Genomic DNA, 17,856 nt, shown 5'->3' with positions numbered 1-17,856 from the left:
CTGGTCTATGCGCGCTGTCTAGACTGGGGAAAATGCGGGCAGTCGGACGCGGCTTGTGGCAACGCACGATGCAAGTGGCGCCCGGGGGCGACCAAAAAGTTATAATTTAGCGGATTTTGGCCAACTTTCGCAATGCACCATGGCCGCTCCGGGCCCGCGCCGTCAGGCGTCCCGCGTGCGCCGGTCGCGAAACGGCCGCCCGGGCCCGTGCGGCCCTTGCCAGACCTCCCCTCCACGGAACCGCGGAATACCGATTTGAAACTGCACCAGGACACGAGCGGCGCGCTCAACACCGTCACCGGCTACGGCCCCGATTATGTCGACGTCAACCTCCAACGCCACGAAGGGAGCGTCATCGTGCTGCCCGGCGCACCGGTGCGGGACTGGCCCGTGTCGTCGTTCGACGCGCTCGCGCCCGAGCATTTCGCGATGCTGCTCGACCCGGCCCCCGAACTCGTGATCTTCGGCAGCGGCGCGCGGCTGCGCTTCCCGCACCCCCGCCTCGTGGCCGCGCTGACGGCCAAGCGGATCGGCGTCGAGACGATGGATTTCCAGGCCGCCTGCCGGACCTACAACATCCTGATGGCCGAGGGCCGCAAAGTGGCCGCCGCGCTCTTAATTGAACGTTAATCCCCGATGCGGTAAAACTCGGGCCGGCACACCGGGTCGATCCCCGGATCATCACGCGGATCGGCAACCGGCAAGCCGGCCGCCGCCGGCGCGACCCGCCGGCGGCGCTTACAACAACCAACAGGCTGAAAATTCATGAACGATACGCCGTCGAGGCTACCGCTCAATCGCATCACGCTCGTCCTCCTGCTCGTCGCGCTCGCGATCGTCTGGTTCGCGCCGCTCGGGCTGCGCCACCTGATCCCGAGCGACGAAGGCCGCTACGCGGAAATGGCGCGGGAAATGTTCGTCACCGGCGACTGGATCACGCCGCGCTACAACGGCTACAAGTATTTCGAGAAGCCGCCGCTGCAGACCTGGCTGAACGCGCTGACGTTCGCCTGGTTCGGCATCGGCGAATGGCAGGCGCGCCTGTACACGGGCCTCGCCAGCTTCGCCGGCGTGCTGCTGGTCGGCTTCACGGGCGCGCGCCTGTTCAACCCGTTGTCCGGCTTGCTCGCGGCCGTCGTGCTCGCGTGCTCGCCGTACTGGAACCTGATGGGCCACTTCAACGCCCTCGACATGGGGCTCGCGTTCTGGATGGCGCTGTCGCTCTGCTCGCTGCTGCTCGCGCAGCGGCCCGGGCTGCCGGCGGGCGCGGTTCGCGGCTGGATGTGGGCGTGCTGGGCCGCGATGGCGTTCGCCGTGCTGTCCAAGGGCCTCGTCGGCCTGATCCTGCCCGGCGCCGTACTGGTGCTCTATACGCTGATCGCCCGCGACTGGGCACTGTGGAAGCGACTCTACCTGGTCAGCGGCCTCGTGATCTTCTTCGCGATCGTCACGCCGTGGTTCGTGCTCGTCCAGCAGCGCAACCCCGAGTTCTTCAATTTCTTCTTCATCGTCCAGCAGTTCCGCCGTTACCTGACCCCGGAGCAGAACCGCCCGGGCCCGTTCTACTATTTCGTGCCGGTACTGCTGGTCGGCTTCCTGCCGTGGCTGTCGGTCGCGTGGCAGAGCATCCGCCACGCGCTGCGCATGCCGCGCCAGCCGAACGGCTTCTCGCCGATGCTCGTGCTGCTGATCTGGAGCGCGTTCATCTTCCTGTTCTTCAGCACGTCGCACTCGAAACTGATCTCGTACGTGCTGCCGGTCGCGCCGGCGCTCGCGCTGATCATCGGCGCGTACCTGCCGCTGATGAACGCCGACCGGTTCCGCCGCCACCTGCTCGGCTACCTCGTGTTCTTCGTCGTCGCGGCGTTCGGGATCATCTTTCTCGCGTATCAGGGCGACGCCCGCACGCCGAACGCGCTGTATCGTGCGTTCCAGGTGTGGCTGTACGCGGGCCTCGCGGTCGCGGGCGCGCTGACGCTCGCGGCCGCCTGGCTGAACCGCCGCGTGGGCGTCGCGGCCGCGATCATCGCGTTCGGCGCCGCGTGGCTCGCGTTCGGCACGATCGGCGGCACCGGTCACGACGAATTCGGCCGCTACAGCTCGGGCGCGCTGCTCGCGCCCGCCGTGCGCGCCGAACTGGCGAAGCTGCCGCCCGACACGCCGTTCTACTCGATCGAGATGCTCGATCACACGTTCCCGTTCTATATGGGCCACACGACGATCATGGTCCAGCGCCAGGACGAGCTCGCATTCGGCATCTCGGTCGAGCCGGACAAGTGGATCCCGACCGTCGACCAATGGATCGAACGCTGGAAGCAGGACACCCATGCGCTCGCGATCATGCCGCCCGGCCAGTACGACACGCTGGTCAGGCAAGGCGTGCCGATGCGCGTGATCGCGCGCGACAACCGCCGCATGATCGTCGAGAAACCGCAATCGTAAGGACGCCCGCCGCATGAATCCCGTTTCGTTCGTCTGCATCATCACCGGCGTGATGCTCAACGCCTGTGCGCAACTTCTGCTGAAAGCCGGCGTCAACGCCGTTGGACACTTCGAATTCAGCCGTGCGAACATCCTGCCGGTCGGCCTGAAGATCGCGACCCAGCTGCCGATCATCGGCGGCCTCGGCTGCTACGTGCTGAGCGTCGTCGTCTGGATTGTCGGGCTGTCGCGGGTCGACGTGTCGATCGCCTACCCGATGCTGTCGCTCGGCTACGTGGTCAACGCGTTCGCCGCCTGGTACCTGTTCGGCGAGGTGCTGTCGGTCCAGCGGCTGGTCGGCATCGGCATCATCCTGATCGGCGTGCTCGTGCTCGCGCGCAGTTGAGCGCGCCCCGCCGGCCCGGCGGGCATTAAGCGTCCGCCTACAAAAAATCACGGTACGAATCCGGCAACCGGTGTTTAATGCCGGTTTCGGGCCGGATCGCCCGACCCCTTTATTACACGCCATTACAGGCAAAGTGTTCATGAGCCAGACTACCGCTCCGTTCCTGCCGTTCACCCGCCCCGAGATCGACGAGGAAACCATCCAGGGCGTCGTCGACGTGCTGCGCTCGGGCTGGATCACCACCGGCCCGCAGAGCCAGAAGTTCGAAGCCGCGCTGTCCGAGTACTGCGGCGGCCGTCCGGTCCGCGCGTTCAATTCGGGCACCTGCACGCTCGAGATCGGCCTGCGCATCGCGGGCGTCGGCCCCGGCGACGAGGTGATCACGACGCCGGCGTCGTGGGTGTCGACCAGCAACGTGATCCTCGAGACGGGCGCGACGCCCGTGTTCGCCGACATCGACCCCGTCACGCGCAACATCGACCTCGACAAGCTCGAGCAGGCGATCACGCCGCGCACGAAGGCGCTCATCCCGGTCTACCTGGCCGGCCTGCCGGTCGACATGGACCGCCTGTACGCGATTGCGCGCGCGCACAACCTGCGCGTGATCGAGGACGCCGCGCAGGCGCTCGGCTCGACGTGGCAAGGCAAGCGCATCGGCGCGATCGGCGACATCGTGTCGTTCAGCTTCCACGCGAACAAGAACCTGACGACGATCGAAGGCGGCGCGCTCGTGCTGAACAACGAGGACGAGGCGACGCTCGCGCAGAAGTACCGGCTGCAGGGCATCACGCGCACCGGCTTCGACGGGATGGACTGCGACGTGCTCGGCGGCAAGTACAACCTGACCGATGTCGCCGCGCGCGTCGGCCTCGGCCAGCTGCCGCACCTCGAGCGCTTCACCGCGCAGCGCCGCGCACTCGCGCGCGCGTATTTCGCCGCGCTCGACGGCGGTGCGGCCGTGCAGCTCGGGCTCGGCCTGCCCGTCGCCGATTTCGAGAACAGCAACTGGCACATGTTCCAGGTCACGCTGCCGCTCGACCGGCTGTCGATCTCGCGCGCCGATTTCATGGCGCAGATGAAGGAGCGCGGCATCGGCACGGGCGTCCACTACCCGGCCATCCATCTTTTCACGCTGTATCGTGCGCGCGGCTTCAAGGAGGGCATGTTCCCCCACGCCGAACGATACGGCGCATCGACCGTCACGCTGCCGCTCTTCACGCAGATGACGGAAGACGACGTGCGTCGCGTGGCCGACGCCATCAACCAGATTTGCGAACAATACGGAAAATAAGCGTACATGAATCACCTTGAAGCACGCGCCGGGCATCCGGGCGCCGCGAACCCGGAGGTATCGGTCATCATCCCCGTGTACAACGAGGAAGACGGCCTGGCCGCGCTGTTCGCGCGGCTCTACCCGGCACTCGACGCACTCGGCACGTCGTACGAAGTGATCCTGATCAACGACGGCAGCCGCGACCGCTCGGCCGCGATGCTGGCGGACCAGTTCCACGTGCGCCCCGACACGACGCGTGTCGTGCTGCTCAACGGCAACTACGGCCAGCACATGGCGATCCTCGCCGGCTTCGCGCAGTCGCGCGGCGAGATCGTCATCACGCTCGACGCCGACCTGCAGAACCCGCCCGAGGAAATCGGCAAGCTGATCGCGAAGATGCGCGAGGGCTACGACTACGTCGGCTCGATCCGCAAGCAGCGTCAGGACAGCCTGTGGCGCCGCAAGGCGTCGCAGATGATGAACCGGCTGCGCGAGCGCATCACCCGGATCAAGATGACCGACCAGGGCTGCATGCTGCGCGCGTACAGCCGCCGCATCATCGACACGATCAACGTGTGCGGCGAAGTCAACACGTTCATCCCCGCGCTGGCCTACACGTTCGCGCAGAAACCGACCGAAATCGAGGTCGCGCACGAGGAACGCTTCGCGGGCGAGTCGAAGTACTCGCTGTACAGCCTGATCCGGCTGAACTTCGACCTCGTGACGGGCTTCTCGGTCGTGCCGCTGCAGTGGCTGTCGTTCATCGGCGTGATCCTGTCGCTCGGCTCCGCCGCGCTGTTCGTGCTGCTGCTCGTGCGCCGCTTCATCGTCGGCGCGGAAGTGCAAGGCGTGTTCACGCTGTTCGCGATCACGTTCTTCCTGCTCGGCGTGATCATCTTCGCGCTCGGCCTGCTCGGCGAATACGTCGGCCGCATCTACCAGCAAGTGCGTGCACGGCCGCGCTACCTGATCCAGGCCGTTCTCGAACAGCACGACGGCATGCCGGCGGTGCCGGCCCCCGCGAGCCGCACGGGGACGTCGCAATGAAGCCGCGCGCCGTCGTCTTCGCGTATCACAACGTCGGCGTGCGCTGCCTGCAGGTGCTGCTGGCACGCGGCGTCGACGTCGCGCTCGTCGTCACCCACGAGGACAACCCGAACGAGAACATCTGGTTCGGCAGCGTCGCATCGGTGGCCGCCGAGCACGGGATCCCGGTCGTCACGCCGGCCGACCCCGCCGAGCCGGCACTGCGCCGCGCGGTATCCGACGCGCGGCCCGAGTTCATCTTCTCGTTCTACTACCGCCACATGCTGCCGGTGGACCTGCTCGCGATCGCTCCGCGCGGCGCGTACAACATGCACGGTTCGCTGCTGCCGAAATACCGGGGTCGGGTACCGACCAACTGGGCCGTGCTGAACGGCGAAACGGAAACCGGCGCGACTCTGCACGAGATGGCCGCGAAGCCCGATGCGGGCGCGATCATCGGCCAGACCGCCGTGCCGATCCTGCCGGACGACACGGCCGCGCAGGTGTTCGACAAGGTGACGGTCGCCGCCGAGCAGACGCTCTGGCGCGTGCTGCCCGCGCTGCTCGCGGGCGAGGCGCCGCACCTGCCGAACGATCTCGCGAACGGCAGCTACTACGGCGGGCGCAAGCCGGAGGACGGCCGCGTCGACTGGTCGAAGCCGGCCGCGCAGGTCTACAACCTGGTACGCGCGGTCGCGCCCCCGTATCCGGGCGCGTTCACCGACGTCGCCGGCACGCGTTTCGTGATCGCCCGCGCGCGCCTCGCGGCGCCCGGCAGCGCCGCCGCCGCGGCCGCAGCGGATTTGCCGCCCGGCCTGCACGTAAGCGATAATGCGCTATTCGGCGTCTGCGGCGACAGCCGCGCCCTATCCATTCTCGAGCTGTGGCAGCAGCGCGACGGCAGCGAAACCGTCGTGACGCCCGCGGAATTCGCGCAGTTCATTCATTCTTCCCGTCATTCATGAAAGCAAAAAAAGTCCTGATCCTGGGTGTGAACGGCTTCATCGGCCATCACCTGTCGAAGCGCATTCTTGAAACCACCGATTGGGAAGTGTTCGGCATGGACATGCAGACCGATCGGCTGGGCGACCTCGTCAACCACGAGCGGATGCACTTCTTCGAAGGCGACATCACGATCAACAAGGAGTGGGTCGAGTATCACGTGAAGAAGTGCGACGTGATCCTGCCGCTCGTCGCGATCGCGACGCCCGCGACCTACGTCCAGCAGCCGCTGCGCGTGTTCGAGCTCGACTTCGAGGCGAACTTGCCGATCGTGCGTTCGGCCGTCAAGTACGGCAAGCACCTCGTGTTCCCGTCGACCTCCGAGGTCTACGGCATGTGCTCGGACGAGCAGTTCGACCCGGATGCATCGGCGCTCACGTACGGCCCGATCAACAAGCCGCGCTGGATCTACGCCTGCTCGAAGCAGCTGATGGACCGCGTGATCTGGGGCTACGGGATGGAAGGCCTGAACTTCACGCTGTTCCGTCCGTTCAACTGGATCGGCCCGGGCCTCGACTCGATCTACACGCCGAAGGAAGGCAGCTCGCGCGTCGTCACGCAGTTCCTCGGCCACATCGTGCGCGGCGAGAACATCAGCCTCGTCGACGGCGGCTCGCAGAAGCGCGCGTTCACCGACATCGACGACGGCATCAGCGCGCTGATGAAGATCATCGACAACAAGAACGGCGTCGCATCGGGCAAGATCTACAACATCGGGAATCCGAAGAATAATTTCTCGGTTCGCGAACTCGCGCACAAGATGCTCGAACTGGCCGCCGAATACCCGGAATACGCCGGCTCCGCGAAGCAGGTGCAACTCGTCGAAACGACGTCGGGCGCCTACTACGGCGATGGCTACCAGGACGTGCAGAACCGCGTGCCGAAGATCGACAACACGATGCAGGAGCTCGCCTGGGCGCCGCAATCGACGTTCGACGACGCACTGCGCAAGATCTTCGAAGCGTATCGCGGCCATGTCGCCGATGCGCGCGCGCTGGTCGAGCAGCAGAACTGACGGGACGCTCGCTTGGCTCGTATCGTCCTCAAGATCGACGTCGACACGCTGCGCGGCACGCGCGAAGGCGTGCCGAACCTCGCGCGCATCTTCGACCGCTTCAGCGCGCGCGCGACCTTCCTCTTCAGCCTCGGGCCCGATCACACGGGCTGGGCGCTGCGGCGCGTGTTCCGCCCTGGCTTCCTGAAGAAGGTGTCGCGCACGTCGGTGGTCGAGCACTACGGCGTGAAACAGCTGATGTACGGGGTACTGCTGCCGGGCCCCGACATCGGCCGCCGCGCGATCGCCGACATGCGCGCGATCCACGAGGCCGGCTTCGAATGCGGGATCCATACGTGGGATCACGTGTACTGGCAGGACAACGTGCGCGTGCGCGATCGCGACTGGACCGCGCGTGAAATGCAGAAGAGCCATGCGCGCTTCGTCGACGTCTTCGGCGCGCCACCCGTCACGCACGGCGCGGCCGGCTGGCAGATGAACGACGCGGCGTTCGAGCAGATCGACGCGTGGGGGATGCGCTACGCATCCGACGGCCGCGGCCATTCGCCGTATCTGCCCGTGGTCGGCGGCCGCACGCTGTCGCACGTGCAGATGCCGACCACGCTGCCGACCCTCGACGAAGTGCTCGGCATCGACGGCATCGACACGCACAACGTCGCCGCGCACATCCTGAAGTTCACGGAAACCAATCCGCACGACCAGGTGTTCACGCTGCATGCGGAACTGGAAGGCCAGAAGCTCGCGCCGGTATTCGAGCAGCTGCTCGCCGGCTGGCGCGCACAGGGCCATACGTTTGCGACGATGGGCGACTACCACGCGACGCTGGACCGCGACTCGCTGCCATCGTACCCTGTCACATGGGGCGAGATTCCCGGCCGCTCCGGCGAGCTGATCGTCCAGCCCGACTGAGTTCGCGCGCACCCGCGCCGCCTGCCCTGCCCTTGCGGCGTGCCGCCGCGACGCCCCGCCGAACCGCGCCGCCCGAGCGGCGCCTTTCCATAACAACAGGAGAAACACGTGTCCGTCGAAGTTGACCGTCAAGTTCCCGATTTCACCGCACCGGCGACGGGTGGCGACATTTCGCTGTCCGACCTCAAGGGCAAGAAGCTCGTCCTGTATTTCTATCCGAAGGACAACACGCCGGGCTGCACCACCGAAGGCCTGCAGTTCCGCGATCTCTATCCGAAGTTCAAGAAGGCCGGCGCCGAAGTGATCGGCGTGTCGCGCGACAGCCTGCGCTCGCATGACAATTTCAAGGCGAAGCTCGAACTGCCGTTCCCGCTGATTTCCGATGCCGACGAGGCGCTGTGCGCGCTGTTCGATGTCATCAAGATGAAGAAAATGTATGGCAAGGAAGTGCGCGGAATCGAGCGTTCGACGTTCCTGATCGACGCCGACGGCGTGCTTCGCCAGGCATGGCGCGGCATCAAGGTGCCCGGTCACGTGGACGACGTGCTAAGTGCTGTACAAGCGCTTTGAGCCGCGTTATATTGGGCCGCAATGAATGCCAGTTCGCCCCATATTTCTCGTAGCTGCGCCGGTGCCCGTTGCGATGCTTTCCGGCACCTGACGCGCATCACGACGGTATCAGCCGAGCCGCATGTCCCGGTCCCCGGGGCAGCGGCTTTTTTTATGGACTGCGCGCCGGCTCTCGGTCCGGCCCCTCACCCCGTCAAGGAGCTGATCGACACTTAGGCGAACCGGCTAGACGAATTTCCTGTGCGCCACCGCGCGCAAACTGCATGCACCTTCCACGTCACGCAGGATGCGATCAGCGGCGCACGCCATGCGACACGATTCCTCCCGAGGGACACCATGCCTTTGCCTACTGCCCCCAGCAAGCTCGGCAGCCTGCTGCCGCCCGATGAATACAAGGCGAAAGCGCGGCCCGCGAAAGCCGCGAAGAAATCCGCCGAAGGGGACGCCTCCACAGCCGGAGAATATGGCCCGGCCAGCGTGGCCCAACCGATGACCGAAGCCGCGAACACGGCCGCGCCGCTGCGCGCCGTCGCGGCGTCGACGCAAGAAGCCGCTGGCACGCCCGCCCGCGGTCGCAAGACCAGACAGACGGCCGCGCTGCTGCAGCCGATGCCGGCGCCGGTCGAACCGGCGGCCCCCGCCGCCCCCGCCGCGCCGGTCGTCGCACGCAACGACAAGCCCGCGGCCGGCAAGCCGACCACCGCGAGCGCACGCGATGCCGGTGCCGCGACGAAGTCGCGCAGCCGCAAGCCGGCCGAGGCCGAATTGCAGAAGCTGTTCGTGCTCGACACGAACGTGCTGATGCACGACCCGAGCAGCCTCTTCCGCTTCGAGGAACACGACGTCTATCTGCCGATGATGACGCTCGAGGAACTCGACAACCACAAGAAGGGGATGTCCGAAGTCGCGCGCAACGCGCGCCAGGTGAGCCGCACGCTCGACGCGCTGGTCGCCGACGGTGGCCCGATCTCCGACGGCATTCCGCTGTCGCGTCTCGGCAGCCGCGAGGCGCTCGGCCGCCTCTACTTCCAGACCAGGCTCGCGGACATCGCACCGGTCGAAGGCCTGCCCGCAGGCAAGGCCGACAACCAGATCCTCGGCGTCGTGCGCGCGCTGCAGCGCGACCGGCCGGACCGCCAGGTCGTGCTGGTGTCGAAAGACATCAACATGCGCATCAAGGCGCATGCGCTCGGCCTGCCCGCGGAAGACTACTTCAACGACCAGGTCCTCGAGGACAAGGATCTCCTCTATAGCGGCGTGCGCGAATTGCCGCAGGACTTCTGGACGAAACACGCGAAGGGGATGGAGAGCTGGCAGGACACGAAGACGGGCACCACGTACTACCGCGTGACGGGCCCGCTCTGCGGGTCGATGCTCGTCAACGAGTTCGTCTATCTCGAGCCGCAGAACGGCGAGCCGACGTTCCACGCGATCGTGCGCGAGCTGAACGGCAAGACGGCGCTGCTGCAGACGCTGCGCGACTACAGCCACCACAAGAACAACGTGTGGGGCATCACCGCGCGCAACCGCGAGCAGAACTTCGCGCTGAACCTGCTGATGAACCCCGAGATCGACTTCGTCACGCTGCTCGGCCAGGCCGGCACCGGCAAGACGCTAGTCGCGCTCGCGGCCGGCCTCGCGCAGGTGCTCGACGACAAGCGCTACAACGAGATCATCGTGACGCGCGCGACCGTGCCCGTCGGCGAGGACATCGGTTTCCTGCCCGGCACCGAGGAAGAGAAGATGCAGCCGTGGATGGGTGCATTCGACGACAACCTCGAAGTGCTGCAGAAGACCGACGACGCAGCCGGCGAATGGGGCCGTGCGGCGACGCAGGAGCTGATCCGTTCGCGCCTGAAGGTGAAGAGCATGAACTTCATGCGCGGACGCACGTTCGTCGACAAGTACCTGATCATCGACGAAGCGCAGAACCTGACGCCGAAGCAGATGAAGACGCTCGTGACGCGCGCAGGCCCCGGCACGAAGATCGTGTGCCTCGGCAACATCGCGCAGATCGACACGCCTTACCTGACCGAAGGCAGCTCGGGCCTGACCTACGTCGTCGACCGCTTCAAGGGCTGGGGCCACAGCGGCCACGTGACGCTCGCGCGCGGCGAACGCTCGCGGCTCGCCGACTACGCGTCGGACATCCTGTAACGCGATACGCCGGCTGCCCGCCGGCCTCCGACGCCACGCGGCGCTCCGGTTTCCGGAGCGCCGTTTTCATTTTTGGGGTCGAAAACGTTGGTCATGCTTCGTTACGCAACAACCTCACTTACACGCGAAACTTCAAGTAAATTCTCAGGAATGGTTGCCTAAGCCCCGCCGGAACGTCTACCATCGGGTCTGTCTGTTGTCATACGATTCGCGAGCGCGCCGCGCTCGTCCGCCTTGTCATGCTTCGAATCTGGGTTCCCGTCGCCGTCGTTTCACTGCTCGCGGCCTGCTCCAGCGTGCCGCCGCAGTCGGCCTCGCGCACCTCCGGCATGAAGATCACGACGCCGCGCGCCTTCCCGGCACCCGCCAATTTCCCGAAATTCGTCGACCACAGCGTCGGCCAGGAAGAGATCTCCATCCAGGCGATGAGCCTCGTCGGCGTGCCGTACCGCTGGGGCGGCAACACGCCGACGAGCGGCTTCGACTGCAGCGGCCTGGTGCGCTACGTGATCGGCCGCGCGGCCGACGTGGACCTGCCGCGCACGACCGCCGACATGAGCAGCCGCGGCGTGTCGATCGACCCCGAACAGGTCGCGCCGGGCGACCTGATCTTCTTCAATACGACCGGACGCCCACATTCGCACGTCGGCATCTATGTCGGCAAGCTGCGTTTCGTCAACGCGCCGTCGACCGGCGGCACCGTGCGGCTCGACTACCTGACGAACCCGTACTGGGCCAAGCGCTTCGACGGCATTCGCCGCGTCGCGCCGCCGCGCGGTGCGCCCGGGCCGTTCGATGCGCCGACCTACGAGGCACGGCGCGATGTGCCGGCGGCAGCGCCTGTCGTCGCGGCAGCCGCGTCGCGACGGCCTGCCTCTGCGTATGCCGCGTCTCAGGCGGGCGTCGCGCCGTCGCCCGCGCCGGTCACGCAAGCCGCTCCGGTCGTGTCGACCGCGGCAGTTGCCCCGACGGCCGCGGCAATCGCCCCCGCCGCCGATCCGTACGAACCGCCGCCGCGCGTGCTGACCGCGCAGCAGCAGGCAACGTCCGTGAATGGCGACATGATCGCTACGACGGCGAATCCGGGGCCGGCAGGCCCCACCGAGACCGGCACGCAGATTCCGACCACCGCGCTGACGGCCGCCCAGGCTGCCGCGTTCGACGCGGAACCGCCGCCCGCGGCCGCCGCGCCGTCGCTGCGCGACACCGAGCCCGTGCAGGTGCTGCGGGCGTCGACGCAATCCGCACCGATCAGCCCGCGCACCGCCACCGCCGACGATCCGATCGCCCGCTTCGCGAACGGCAGTTACTGATCCACGTCATCCGCCGCAGCGCCGCCGCCCGTCGTCGCACTTTCCCGACCGCGCAAAGAAAATGCGCCGCAACCTTTCGGTGTGCGGCGCATTGCGCGTATCGATCCGGCAGCGTCGATATCAGAAGATCTGGTGCCCGAGCCACCATCCGCCGGCCGCGAACAGCGCGGCCGCCGGCAGCGTCAGCACCCACGCCCAGACGATGTTGCCGGCGACGCCCCAGCGGACGGCCGACAGCTTCTGCGTGGCGCCGACACCGACGATCGCACCGGTGATCGTGTGCGTGGTCGACACCGGAATGCCGAGGAACGACGCGATGAACAGCGTGATCGCCCCGCCGCTTTCGGCACAGAAACCGCCGACCGGCTTGAGCTTCGTGATCTTCTGGCCCATCGTGCGCACGATGCGCCAGCCGCCGAACAGCGTGCCGAGCCCCATCGACAGGTAGCACGCGCCGATCACCCACGCGGGCGGCGCATCGGACGTCGCCGACGCATAGCCCGACGCGATCAGCAGCATCCAGATGATGCCGATCGTCTTCTGTGCGTCGTTGCCGCCGTGGCCCAGGCTGTACAGGCCGGCCGACAGCAGCTGGAGCCGCCGGAAGCGCCGGTCGACCTTGCTGGGTGCGGTGCGGAAATACAGCCACGACACGCCGAGCATGAACAGCGAGCCGAGGATGAAGCCGAGCAGCGGCGAAATGAAGATGAACGCGATCGTCTTCAGCAGCCCGTCGATGTTCAGCGAGCTCCAGCCCGACTTCGCGAGCGCCGCGCCGACGAGGCCGCCGATCAGCGCGTGCGACGAGCTCGACGGAATCCCGTAGTACCACGTGATCACGTTCCAGCCGATCGCACCGACCAGCGCGCCGAACACGACATAGTGGTCGACGATCTCGGGATCGATCGTGCCTTTACCGACAGTCTGGGCGACTTTCAGGTGGAAGATGAAATACGCGATGACGTTGAACGCGGCCGCGAATACCACGGCCTGCTGGGGCTTCAGCACCCCGGTCGACACGACGGTGGCGATCGAGTTCGCCGCGTCGTGGAAGCCGTTCATGAAGTCGAATACGAGCGCGACGAGCACCAGCGTCGCGACCATCCATAGGGCGAGTTGTATCGAATGCATCGTGGTCCGCTCAGGCGTTTTCCAGCACGATGCCTTCGATGATGTTCGCGACGTCCTCGCACTTGTCGGTGATCTCTTCGAGCAGTTCGTAGATCGCCTTCAGCTTGATGAGCGTCTTCACGTCGTCTTCCTCGCGGAACAGCTTCGACATCGCCGCGCGCAGCACGCGATCGGCCTCCGACTCCCAGCGGTCGATCTCCTCGCACTGCTTGAGGATCTGCGCCGACTGCTTCATGTCGGACAGCAATCCGACGGCCTGCTGCACGTGCTGCGCCGACTGCGTGACGATGTGCGCGAGCTGGCTCGCCTCGGACGTGACGGACTGCACGTCGTACAGCGACACGGCCGTCGCGACGTCTTCCATCAGGTCGAGGATGTCGTCCATCGTCGTGATCAGCTTGTGGATCTCGTCGCGATCGAGCGGCGTGATGAAGGTCTTGTGCAGCAGATCGATCGCTTCATGCGTCAGCTTGTCAGCGGCCTTCTCGGCGGTCTGCACGTTTTGCTTGTGAATCTCGGCGTCGGCGAGATTGTCGATCAGCAGTTCGAGCTCGCGGCCACCGGAAACGATGTGCTTCGCGTGCGCGTTGAAGAGTTCAAAGAACTTGCCCTCGGTGGGCATGAATCGACCGAACATGGGATTCCTGAGAGATTGTCAAACGACTGTCACGAAAACGGGCGATATTGTACCGTTTTCGGTTGCGCCGCGACGCGCGCATATGCGCGCGCCGGGATTGGATACAACGCTTGGCGAAATAAGGGTTTACAACCGGCGTAGAAGTGTTACTCGCCGTAGAAGTTCTGCGCCCCCGCAAAGTTGTCGAACTTCGTGTATTGGCCCAGAAACGTGAGCCGAACGGGTCCGATCGGGCCGTTACGCTGCTTGCCGATGATGATTTCGGCCGTGCCCTTGTCCGGGCTGTCCGGGTTGTAGACCTCGTCACGGTAGATGAACAGGATCACGTCCGCATCCTGTTCGATTGCGCCCGATTCACGCAAATCCGACATCACCGGACGCTTGTTCGGACGCTGCTCCAGCCCGCGATTCAGCTGCGACAGCGCGATCACCGGCACGTCCAGCTCCTTTGCCAGACTCTTCAGCGATCGCGAGATTTCGGAAATTTCGGTCGCACGGTTCTCGCCCTGCGACGAACCCGACATCAGCTGCAGGTAGTCGACGATGATCAGGCCGAGCTTGCCGCACTGACGTGCGAGACGCCGCGCGCGCGAGCGCAATTCCATCGGGTTCAGGCCGCCCGTCTCGTCGATGAAGAGCTGCGCCTCGCTCATCTTCTGCACCGCGTGCGTCAGCTTCGGCCAGTCCTCGTCCGTCAGCCGGCCGGTACGCATCCGGTGCTGGTCGAGCCGGCCGATCGAGCCGAGCATACGCATCACGAGCTGGGTGCCCGGCATTTCCATCGAGAACACCGCGACCGGCAGCCCGTACTCGACGGCGACGTATTCGCCGATGTTCATGGAAAAGGCCGTTTTCCCCATTGACGGTCTTCCGGCCACGATGATCAGTTCGCCGCCGTGCATCCCGGACGTCATCCGGTCGAGGTCGACGAAGCCCGTCGGCGTGCCCGTGACGTCACTCGGGTTCGCGGTGTGATACAGCGTGTCGATGCGCTCGACGACCTGCGTGAGCAGCGGCCCGATCTCGAGGAAGCCCTGGTTGCCGCGCGCGCCCTCTTCGGCGATCGAGAACACCTTCGACTCTGCCTCGTCGAGCAGCTGGCGAACTTCCTTGCCCTGCGGATTGAACGCGTCGGCCGAGATTTCGTCCGCGACCGACACGAGCCGGCGCAGCACCGCGCGGTCGCGCACGATTTCCGCGTAGCGGCGGATGTTCGCGGCGCTCGGCGTGTTCTGCGCGAGGGCGTTCAGGTACGCGAGGCCGCCGACGTCGTCGGCCTTGCCAGACGTGGTCAGCGCTTCGTACACGGTCACGACGTCGGCCGGGCGCGTCGACGCGATCAGCCGGCCGATGTGCTCGTAGATGATCCGGTGGTCGTAGCGATAGAAGTCGCCCTGCGACAGGAAGTCGGCAATCCGGTCCCATGCCGCGTTGTCGAGCAACAGGCCGCCGAGCACCGACTGCTCGGCTTCGACCGAATGCGGCGGGACTTTCAGCGATTCGATTTGAGGATCTTGCGGCGCGTTCATGGGTTGGGATTATCGCGAATAGATCGCAGCAGCGCTACCGCTCCGGCGATCGGGCAATAAAAAAGGCAGGCCCCGGTTGCCCGGGCGCCTGCCCTTGTCCGGACGGCGGAAGCCGCCCGGAAAGCTTGCATACGCTTACGCGTGGTCGCCGATCACGTTGATCGTGACGTCGACGACGACGTCCGTGTGCAGCGCGATCTGAACGACGTGCTCGCCGATCATCTTCAGCGGGCCTTCCGGCATGCGAACTTGCAGCTTCTCGACTTCGAAACCTGCCTTCTTCAGCAGTTCCGCGACGTCGCCGTTCGTGACCGAGCCGAACAGACGGCCGTCGACGCCCGACTTCTGCGTGATTTCGAACGACTGGCCGTTCAGCTTCTCGCCGACTGCCTGCGATGCTGCCAGCTTTTCAGCAGCGATCTTTTCGAGTTCAGCGCGGCGAACTTCGAATTCGGCGATCGCTTCCTTCGTTGCACGGCGAGCCTTGCGGTTCGGGATCAGGAAGTTGCGAGCGTAACCGTCCTTGACCTTGACGATATCGCCGAGGTTGCCCAGATTGGCGACTTTTTCCAACAGAATGATTTGCATTCGAATTCTCCTTATGGCGTCGCCGAGTTACGCCTTGTGCTGATCGGTGTACGGCAGCAGCGCGAGGAAACGCGCACGCTTGATTGCCGTGTCGAGCTGACGCTGATAGTGCGCCTTCGTACCCGTCAGACGAGCCGGCGTGATCTTGCCGTTTTCGCCGATGAAGTCCTTCAGCGTTTCCGTGTCCTTGTAGTCGATCTGCTCGACGCCGGCAGCCGTGAAACGGCAGAACTTCTTGCGCTTGAAGAGCGGGTTTTGTTGCTGACGACGCTTGTCGAATTTCTTACCAGTCGGGCGGGCCATGATTTCAGTCCTTTCCTATGTCCTGCAATGCAGTGATGTGAAACACCAAGGTTCTCGCGTTGCGGCTCTTCTTTGCCAGGAAGCCCGTGAACAGCGTTTCGACGCCCATTTCACGACGCTCCAGCTTGCCGCTCGCCTCACCGGCCGCCACCGCCTCGATCGTCATTTCGACCTGACGGGGAATGCCTGCTTCGACGACTTCCGTGCGGTGATGCAACGTGGCGCTTGCGATCGGAACACCCGCCGGCGTATATCGCACCGGTGCGCGTTCGACGACGCTCGCCGTCAATTGCAACCTGTTCACGTGAGTGACGCGCTCCTTGATGGCTTAATGAGTGACGAACTTAAGCCTGCGCTTCGGTCGGCTGAGCTGCAGCCGCCTTCTTGGCTTCTTCGCGCTGAACTTCCTTCATCATCGGCGACGGGCCGGTCTCGGCCTTCTTCATCTTGACGATGAGGTGGCGCAGCACGGCGTCGTTGAACTTGAACGCGTGTTCGAGTTCGTCGAGCGTCGTCTGGTCGCACTCGATGTTCATGCAGACGTAGTGAGCCTTCGCGAGTTTCTCGATCATGTAGGCCAGCTGGCGACGGCCCCAGTCTTCGACACGGTGGATCTGGCCGCCGTGCGTCGTGATCGTGGTCTTGTAACGCTCGATCATCGCGGGCACTTGCTCGCTCTGATCGGGGTGCACGATGAATACGATTTCGTAATGACGCATTACACACTCCTTGTGGATTAAAGCCACCCGGGCGTCTGAACCGGTGTGGCAAGTGAGAAGCCGAAGATTCTAACCCGGATACGGGGCGCATGCAACACCGATCGACGATTCCCGACCGGATTCGGCCATGTTTTCAACGACTTGAATGGCGCCGGCAGCTGAAGCCGCCGTCGGCGCGACCGTTCTGAAATGGGGGGCGGAGTCTCAAGCGCGCGCTTGGGGGCGGGCGACGCGGCCCGCCGTCACTCGCCGCGCGCCCCGCCCAGCCGCGCGTCGAGCGCCGTCCTGAACGCGACCAGCGCCGACGGCTCGGCGTCGGTCACGGCCCACCACGTCATCCCGGCCGCCTCCCAGCGGTCGAGCGCGTAGCCCTGCGACACGGTCGCGTACGGCGCGGCCTCCCGCCCGACGCCTGCCGGCTGCACGTACACGTCGATCACGTGCTGACGATAGCGGTACACGAGCACCGCGACGCGGCGCCGCCCGACGTAGTCGAGCCGGCCGCCCGCGAGCGGGAAGCCGCTCGCCGACAGGTCCTCGACCGGCGGCGCATAGTCGAGCCGGCCGTTGAACCAAGGCTTGACCGTATGCCGGTCGGTCGAGATCACGTCGATGTCGCGCGCCGACAGGCCGGCCCGCACGTGGCTCGCGACCAGTTCGTCGACCGTCTGGTCGGTTGCGGCGTGGCGGGCGGACAGCGCCATCCCGGCCGCCGCCGCGAGCGCGACCAGCAGCGCGACGCCCCAGCCGAGCCCGGGCAGCGCGGCGACGCCCGCCCCCGGTCCGGTCGACGCCGGGCGAGCCGCCGCGCCGCGCCCGCCCAGCCACGCGAACCAGCGGCGACCGGTCGGCCGAGG

General features: G+C 65.8%; 19 protein-coding genes and 1 pseudogene. 11 read left to right on the top strand and 9 right to left on the bottom strand.

The window, feature by feature from the left end; all coding sequences use genetic code 11:
* Nucleotides 1–255 precede the first annotated feature (255 nt).
* The 9 genes from DIE16_RS24150 (at nucleotide 256) to DIE16_RS24110 (ending at nucleotide 8,622) form a co-directional block, all read left to right on the top strand.
* On the top strand, nucleotides 256–630 hold the full coding sequence (locus DIE16_RS24150; protein WP_006754746.1) for an Mth938-like domain-containing protein: 375 nt from the start codon (nucleotides 256–258) through the stop codon (nucleotides 628–630).
* A 135-nt stretch (nucleotides 631–765) separates the two neighbouring features.
* Complete coding sequence (locus tag DIE16_RS24145) at nucleotides 766–2,442, top strand: glycosyltransferase family 39 protein (RefSeq protein ID WP_124893551.1); 1,677 nt, start codon at nucleotides 766–768, stop codon at nucleotides 2,440–2,442.
* A 13-nt stretch (nucleotides 2,443–2,455) separates the two neighbouring features.
* Entirely contained in the window at nucleotides 2,456–2,827 is a 372-nt protein-coding gene (locus tag DIE16_RS24140) for an EamA family transporter (RefSeq protein WP_044847242.1), read from the top strand.
* A gap of 139 nt (nucleotides 2,828–2,966) precedes the next feature.
* The gene (locus tag DIE16_RS24135) at nucleotides 2,967–4,118 is read left to right on the top strand and encodes a DegT/DnrJ/EryC1/StrS aminotransferase family protein (protein ID WP_044847241.1); all 1,152 of its coding nucleotides are present in this window, start codon (nucleotides 2,967–2,969) and stop codon (nucleotides 4,116–4,118) included.
* Between the two features lie 6 nt (nucleotides 4,119–4,124).
* Nucleotides 4,125–5,147 carry a glycosyltransferase gene (locus tag DIE16_RS24130; RefSeq protein ID WP_044847240.1) on the top strand — a complete coding sequence of 341 codons (1,023 nt, stop codon included), beginning with the start codon at nucleotides 4,125–4,127 and terminating at the stop codon, nucleotides 5,145–5,147.
* Nucleotides 5,144–6,091, top strand: coding sequence for a formyltransferase (locus tag DIE16_RS24125; RefSeq protein ID WP_124486275.1), 948 nt, complete (start codon nucleotides 5,144–5,146; stop codon nucleotides 6,089–6,091). The genes DIE16_RS24130 and DIE16_RS24125 overlap by 4 nt, the downstream gene beginning before the upstream one ends.
* Complete coding sequence (locus DIE16_RS24120) at nucleotides 6,088–7,143, top strand: bifunctional UDP-4-keto-pentose/UDP-xylose synthase (protein ID WP_124893550.1); 1,056 nt, start codon at nucleotides 6,088–6,090, stop codon at nucleotides 7,141–7,143. The genes DIE16_RS24125 and DIE16_RS24120 overlap by 4 nt, the downstream gene beginning before the upstream one ends.
* Nucleotides 7,144–7,155: 12 nt before the next feature.
* Nucleotides 7,156–8,052: a polysaccharide deacetylase family protein gene (locus DIE16_RS24115; protein WP_059529808.1), complete on the top strand. Its 897-nt coding sequence runs from the start codon at nucleotides 7,156–7,158 to the stop codon at nucleotides 8,050–8,052.
* A 108-nt stretch (nucleotides 8,053–8,160) separates the two neighbouring features.
* Nucleotides 8,161–8,622 (top strand): peroxiredoxin, encoded by a 462-nt coding sequence (locus DIE16_RS24110; protein ID WP_006756046.1) that lies wholly within the window; start codon nucleotides 8,161–8,163, stop codon nucleotides 8,620–8,622.
* Between the two features lie 193 nt (nucleotides 8,623–8,815).
* On the opposite strand, the pseudogene DIE16_RS37450 reads toward DIE16_RS24110, so the two are convergent.
* A pseudogene (locus DIE16_RS37450) lies at nucleotides 8,816–9,009 on the bottom strand (hypothetical protein).
* Here DIE16_RS37450 and DIE16_RS24100 point away from each other — a divergent pair.
* Nucleotides 8,959–10,779, top strand: a complete 1,821-nt coding sequence (locus DIE16_RS24100) for a PhoH family protein (RefSeq protein ID WP_044847237.1) — start codon at nucleotides 8,959–8,961, stop codon at nucleotides 10,777–10,779. The pseudogene DIE16_RS37450 and the gene DIE16_RS24100 sit on opposite strands and share 51 nt — an antisense overlap.
* 239 nt (nucleotides 10,780–11,018) lie before the next feature.
* Nucleotides 11,019–12,092 carry a C40 family peptidase gene (locus DIE16_RS24095; RefSeq protein ID WP_124486271.1) on the top strand — a complete coding sequence of 358 codons (1,074 nt, stop codon included), beginning with the start codon at nucleotides 11,019–11,021 and terminating at the stop codon, nucleotides 12,090–12,092.
* A 120-nt stretch (nucleotides 12,093–12,212) separates the two neighbouring features.
* On the opposite strand, the gene DIE16_RS24090 is transcribed toward DIE16_RS24095, so the two are convergent.
* From DIE16_RS24090 to DIE16_RS24055, 8 genes are all read right to left on the bottom strand, one after another.
* Entirely contained in the window at nucleotides 12,213–13,223 is a 1,011-nt protein-coding gene (locus DIE16_RS24090) for an inorganic phosphate transporter (protein ID WP_044847235.1), read from the bottom strand.
* A gap of 10 nt (nucleotides 13,224–13,233) precedes the next feature.
* Complete coding sequence (locus DIE16_RS24085; protein ID WP_044847234.1) at nucleotides 13,234–13,860, bottom strand: DUF47 domain-containing protein; 627 nt, start codon at nucleotides 13,858–13,860, stop codon at nucleotides 13,234–13,236.
* Nucleotides 13,861–14,006: 146 nt separating this feature from the next.
* Nucleotides 14,007–15,389: a replicative DNA helicase gene (locus tag DIE16_RS24080; protein ID WP_044847233.1), complete on the bottom strand. Its 1,383-nt coding sequence runs from the start codon at nucleotides 15,387–15,389 to the stop codon at nucleotides 14,007–14,009.
* Between the two features lie 135 nt (nucleotides 15,390–15,524).
* Nucleotides 15,525–15,977, bottom strand: coding sequence for a 50S ribosomal protein L9 (gene rplI / locus DIE16_RS24075; protein WP_059449913.1), 453 nt, complete (start codon nucleotides 15,975–15,977; stop codon nucleotides 15,525–15,527).
* Nucleotides 15,978–16,004: 27 nt separating this feature from the next.
* Nucleotides 16,005–16,280, bottom strand: coding sequence for a 30S ribosomal protein S18 (gene rpsR / locus DIE16_RS24070; RefSeq protein WP_004193360.1), 276 nt, complete (start codon nucleotides 16,278–16,280; stop codon nucleotides 16,005–16,007).
* Between the two features lie 4 nt (nucleotides 16,281–16,284).
* Nucleotides 16,285–16,584, bottom strand: a complete 300-nt coding sequence (gene priB / locus DIE16_RS24065; RefSeq protein ID WP_031399239.1) for a primosomal replication protein N — start codon at nucleotides 16,582–16,584, stop codon at nucleotides 16,285–16,287.
* A gap of 40 nt (nucleotides 16,585–16,624) precedes the next feature.
* Nucleotides 16,625–16,999: a 30S ribosomal protein S6 gene (gene rpsF / locus DIE16_RS24060; RefSeq protein ID WP_006755436.1), complete on the bottom strand. Its 375-nt coding sequence runs from the start codon at nucleotides 16,997–16,999 to the stop codon at nucleotides 16,625–16,627.
* A 242-nt stretch (nucleotides 17,000–17,241) separates the two neighbouring features.
* A partial coding sequence (locus DIE16_RS24055; protein WP_148095397.1) for an anti-sigma factor occupies nucleotides 17,242–17,856 on the bottom strand: 615 nt, incomplete at its 5' end.

Source organism: Burkholderia sp. Bp9090 (genome assembly GCF_003857985.1).
In the GTDB taxonomy this organism is placed as follows: Bacteria; Pseudomonadota; Gammaproteobacteria; order Burkholderiales; family Burkholderiaceae; genus Burkholderia.
This window is presented reverse-complemented; position numbering and strand designations above follow the sequence as displayed.

What these genes read in the sequence shown, in the direction of transcription:
- DIE16_RS24145 (WP_124893551.1), top strand. Translation starts at nt 766, where the DNA reads ATGAACGATACGCCGTCGAGGCTACCGCTCAATCGCATCACGCTCGTC.
- DIE16_RS24140 (WP_044847242.1), top strand. Translation starts at nt 2,456, where the DNA reads ATGAATCCCGTTTCGTTCGTCTGCATCATCACCGGCGTGATGCTCAAC.
- DIE16_RS24135 (WP_044847241.1), top strand. Translation starts at nt 2,967, where the DNA reads ATGAGCCAGACTACCGCTCCGTTCCTGCCGTTCACCCGCCCCGAGATC.
- DIE16_RS24130 (WP_044847240.1), top strand. Translation starts at nt 4,125, where the DNA reads ATGAATCACCTTGAAGCACGCGCCGGGCATCCGGGCGCCGCGAACCCG.
- DIE16_RS24125 (WP_124486275.1), top strand. Translation starts at nt 5,144, where the DNA reads ATGAAGCCGCGCGCCGTCGTCTTCGCGTATCACAACGTCGGCGTGCGC.
- DIE16_RS24120 (WP_124893550.1), top strand. Translation starts at nt 6,088, where the DNA reads ATGAAAGCAAAAAAAGTCCTGATCCTGGGTGTGAACGGCTTCATCGGC.
- DIE16_RS24100 (WP_044847237.1), top strand. Translation starts at nt 8,959, where the DNA reads ATGCCTTTGCCTACTGCCCCCAGCAAGCTCGGCAGCCTGCTGCCGCCC.
- DIE16_RS24095 (WP_124486271.1), top strand. Translation starts at nt 11,019, where the DNA reads ATGCTTCGAATCTGGGTTCCCGTCGCCGTCGTTTCACTGCTCGCGGCC.
- DIE16_RS24090 (WP_044847235.1), bottom strand. Translation starts at nt 13,223, where the DNA reads ATGCATTCGATACAACTCGCCCTATGGATGGTCGCGACGCTGGTGCTC.
- DIE16_RS24085 (WP_044847234.1), bottom strand. Translation starts at nt 13,860, where the DNA reads ATGTTCGGTCGATTCATGCCCACCGAGGGCAAGTTCTTTGAACTCTTC.
- DIE16_RS24080 (WP_044847233.1), bottom strand. Translation starts at nt 15,389, where the DNA reads ATGAACGCGCCGCAAGATCCTCAAATCGAATCGCTGAAAGTCCCGCCG.
- rplI (WP_059449913.1), bottom strand. Translation starts at nt 15,977, where the DNA reads ATGCAAATCATTCTGTTGGAAAAAGTCGCCAATCTGGGCAACCTCGGC.
- rpsR (WP_004193360.1), bottom strand. Translation starts at nt 16,280, where the DNA reads ATGGCCCGCCCGACTGGTAAGAAATTCGACAAGCGTCGTCAGCAACAA.
- rpsF (WP_006755436.1), bottom strand. Translation starts at nt 16,999, where the DNA reads ATGCGTCATTACGAAATCGTATTCATCGTGCACCCCGATCAGAGCGAG.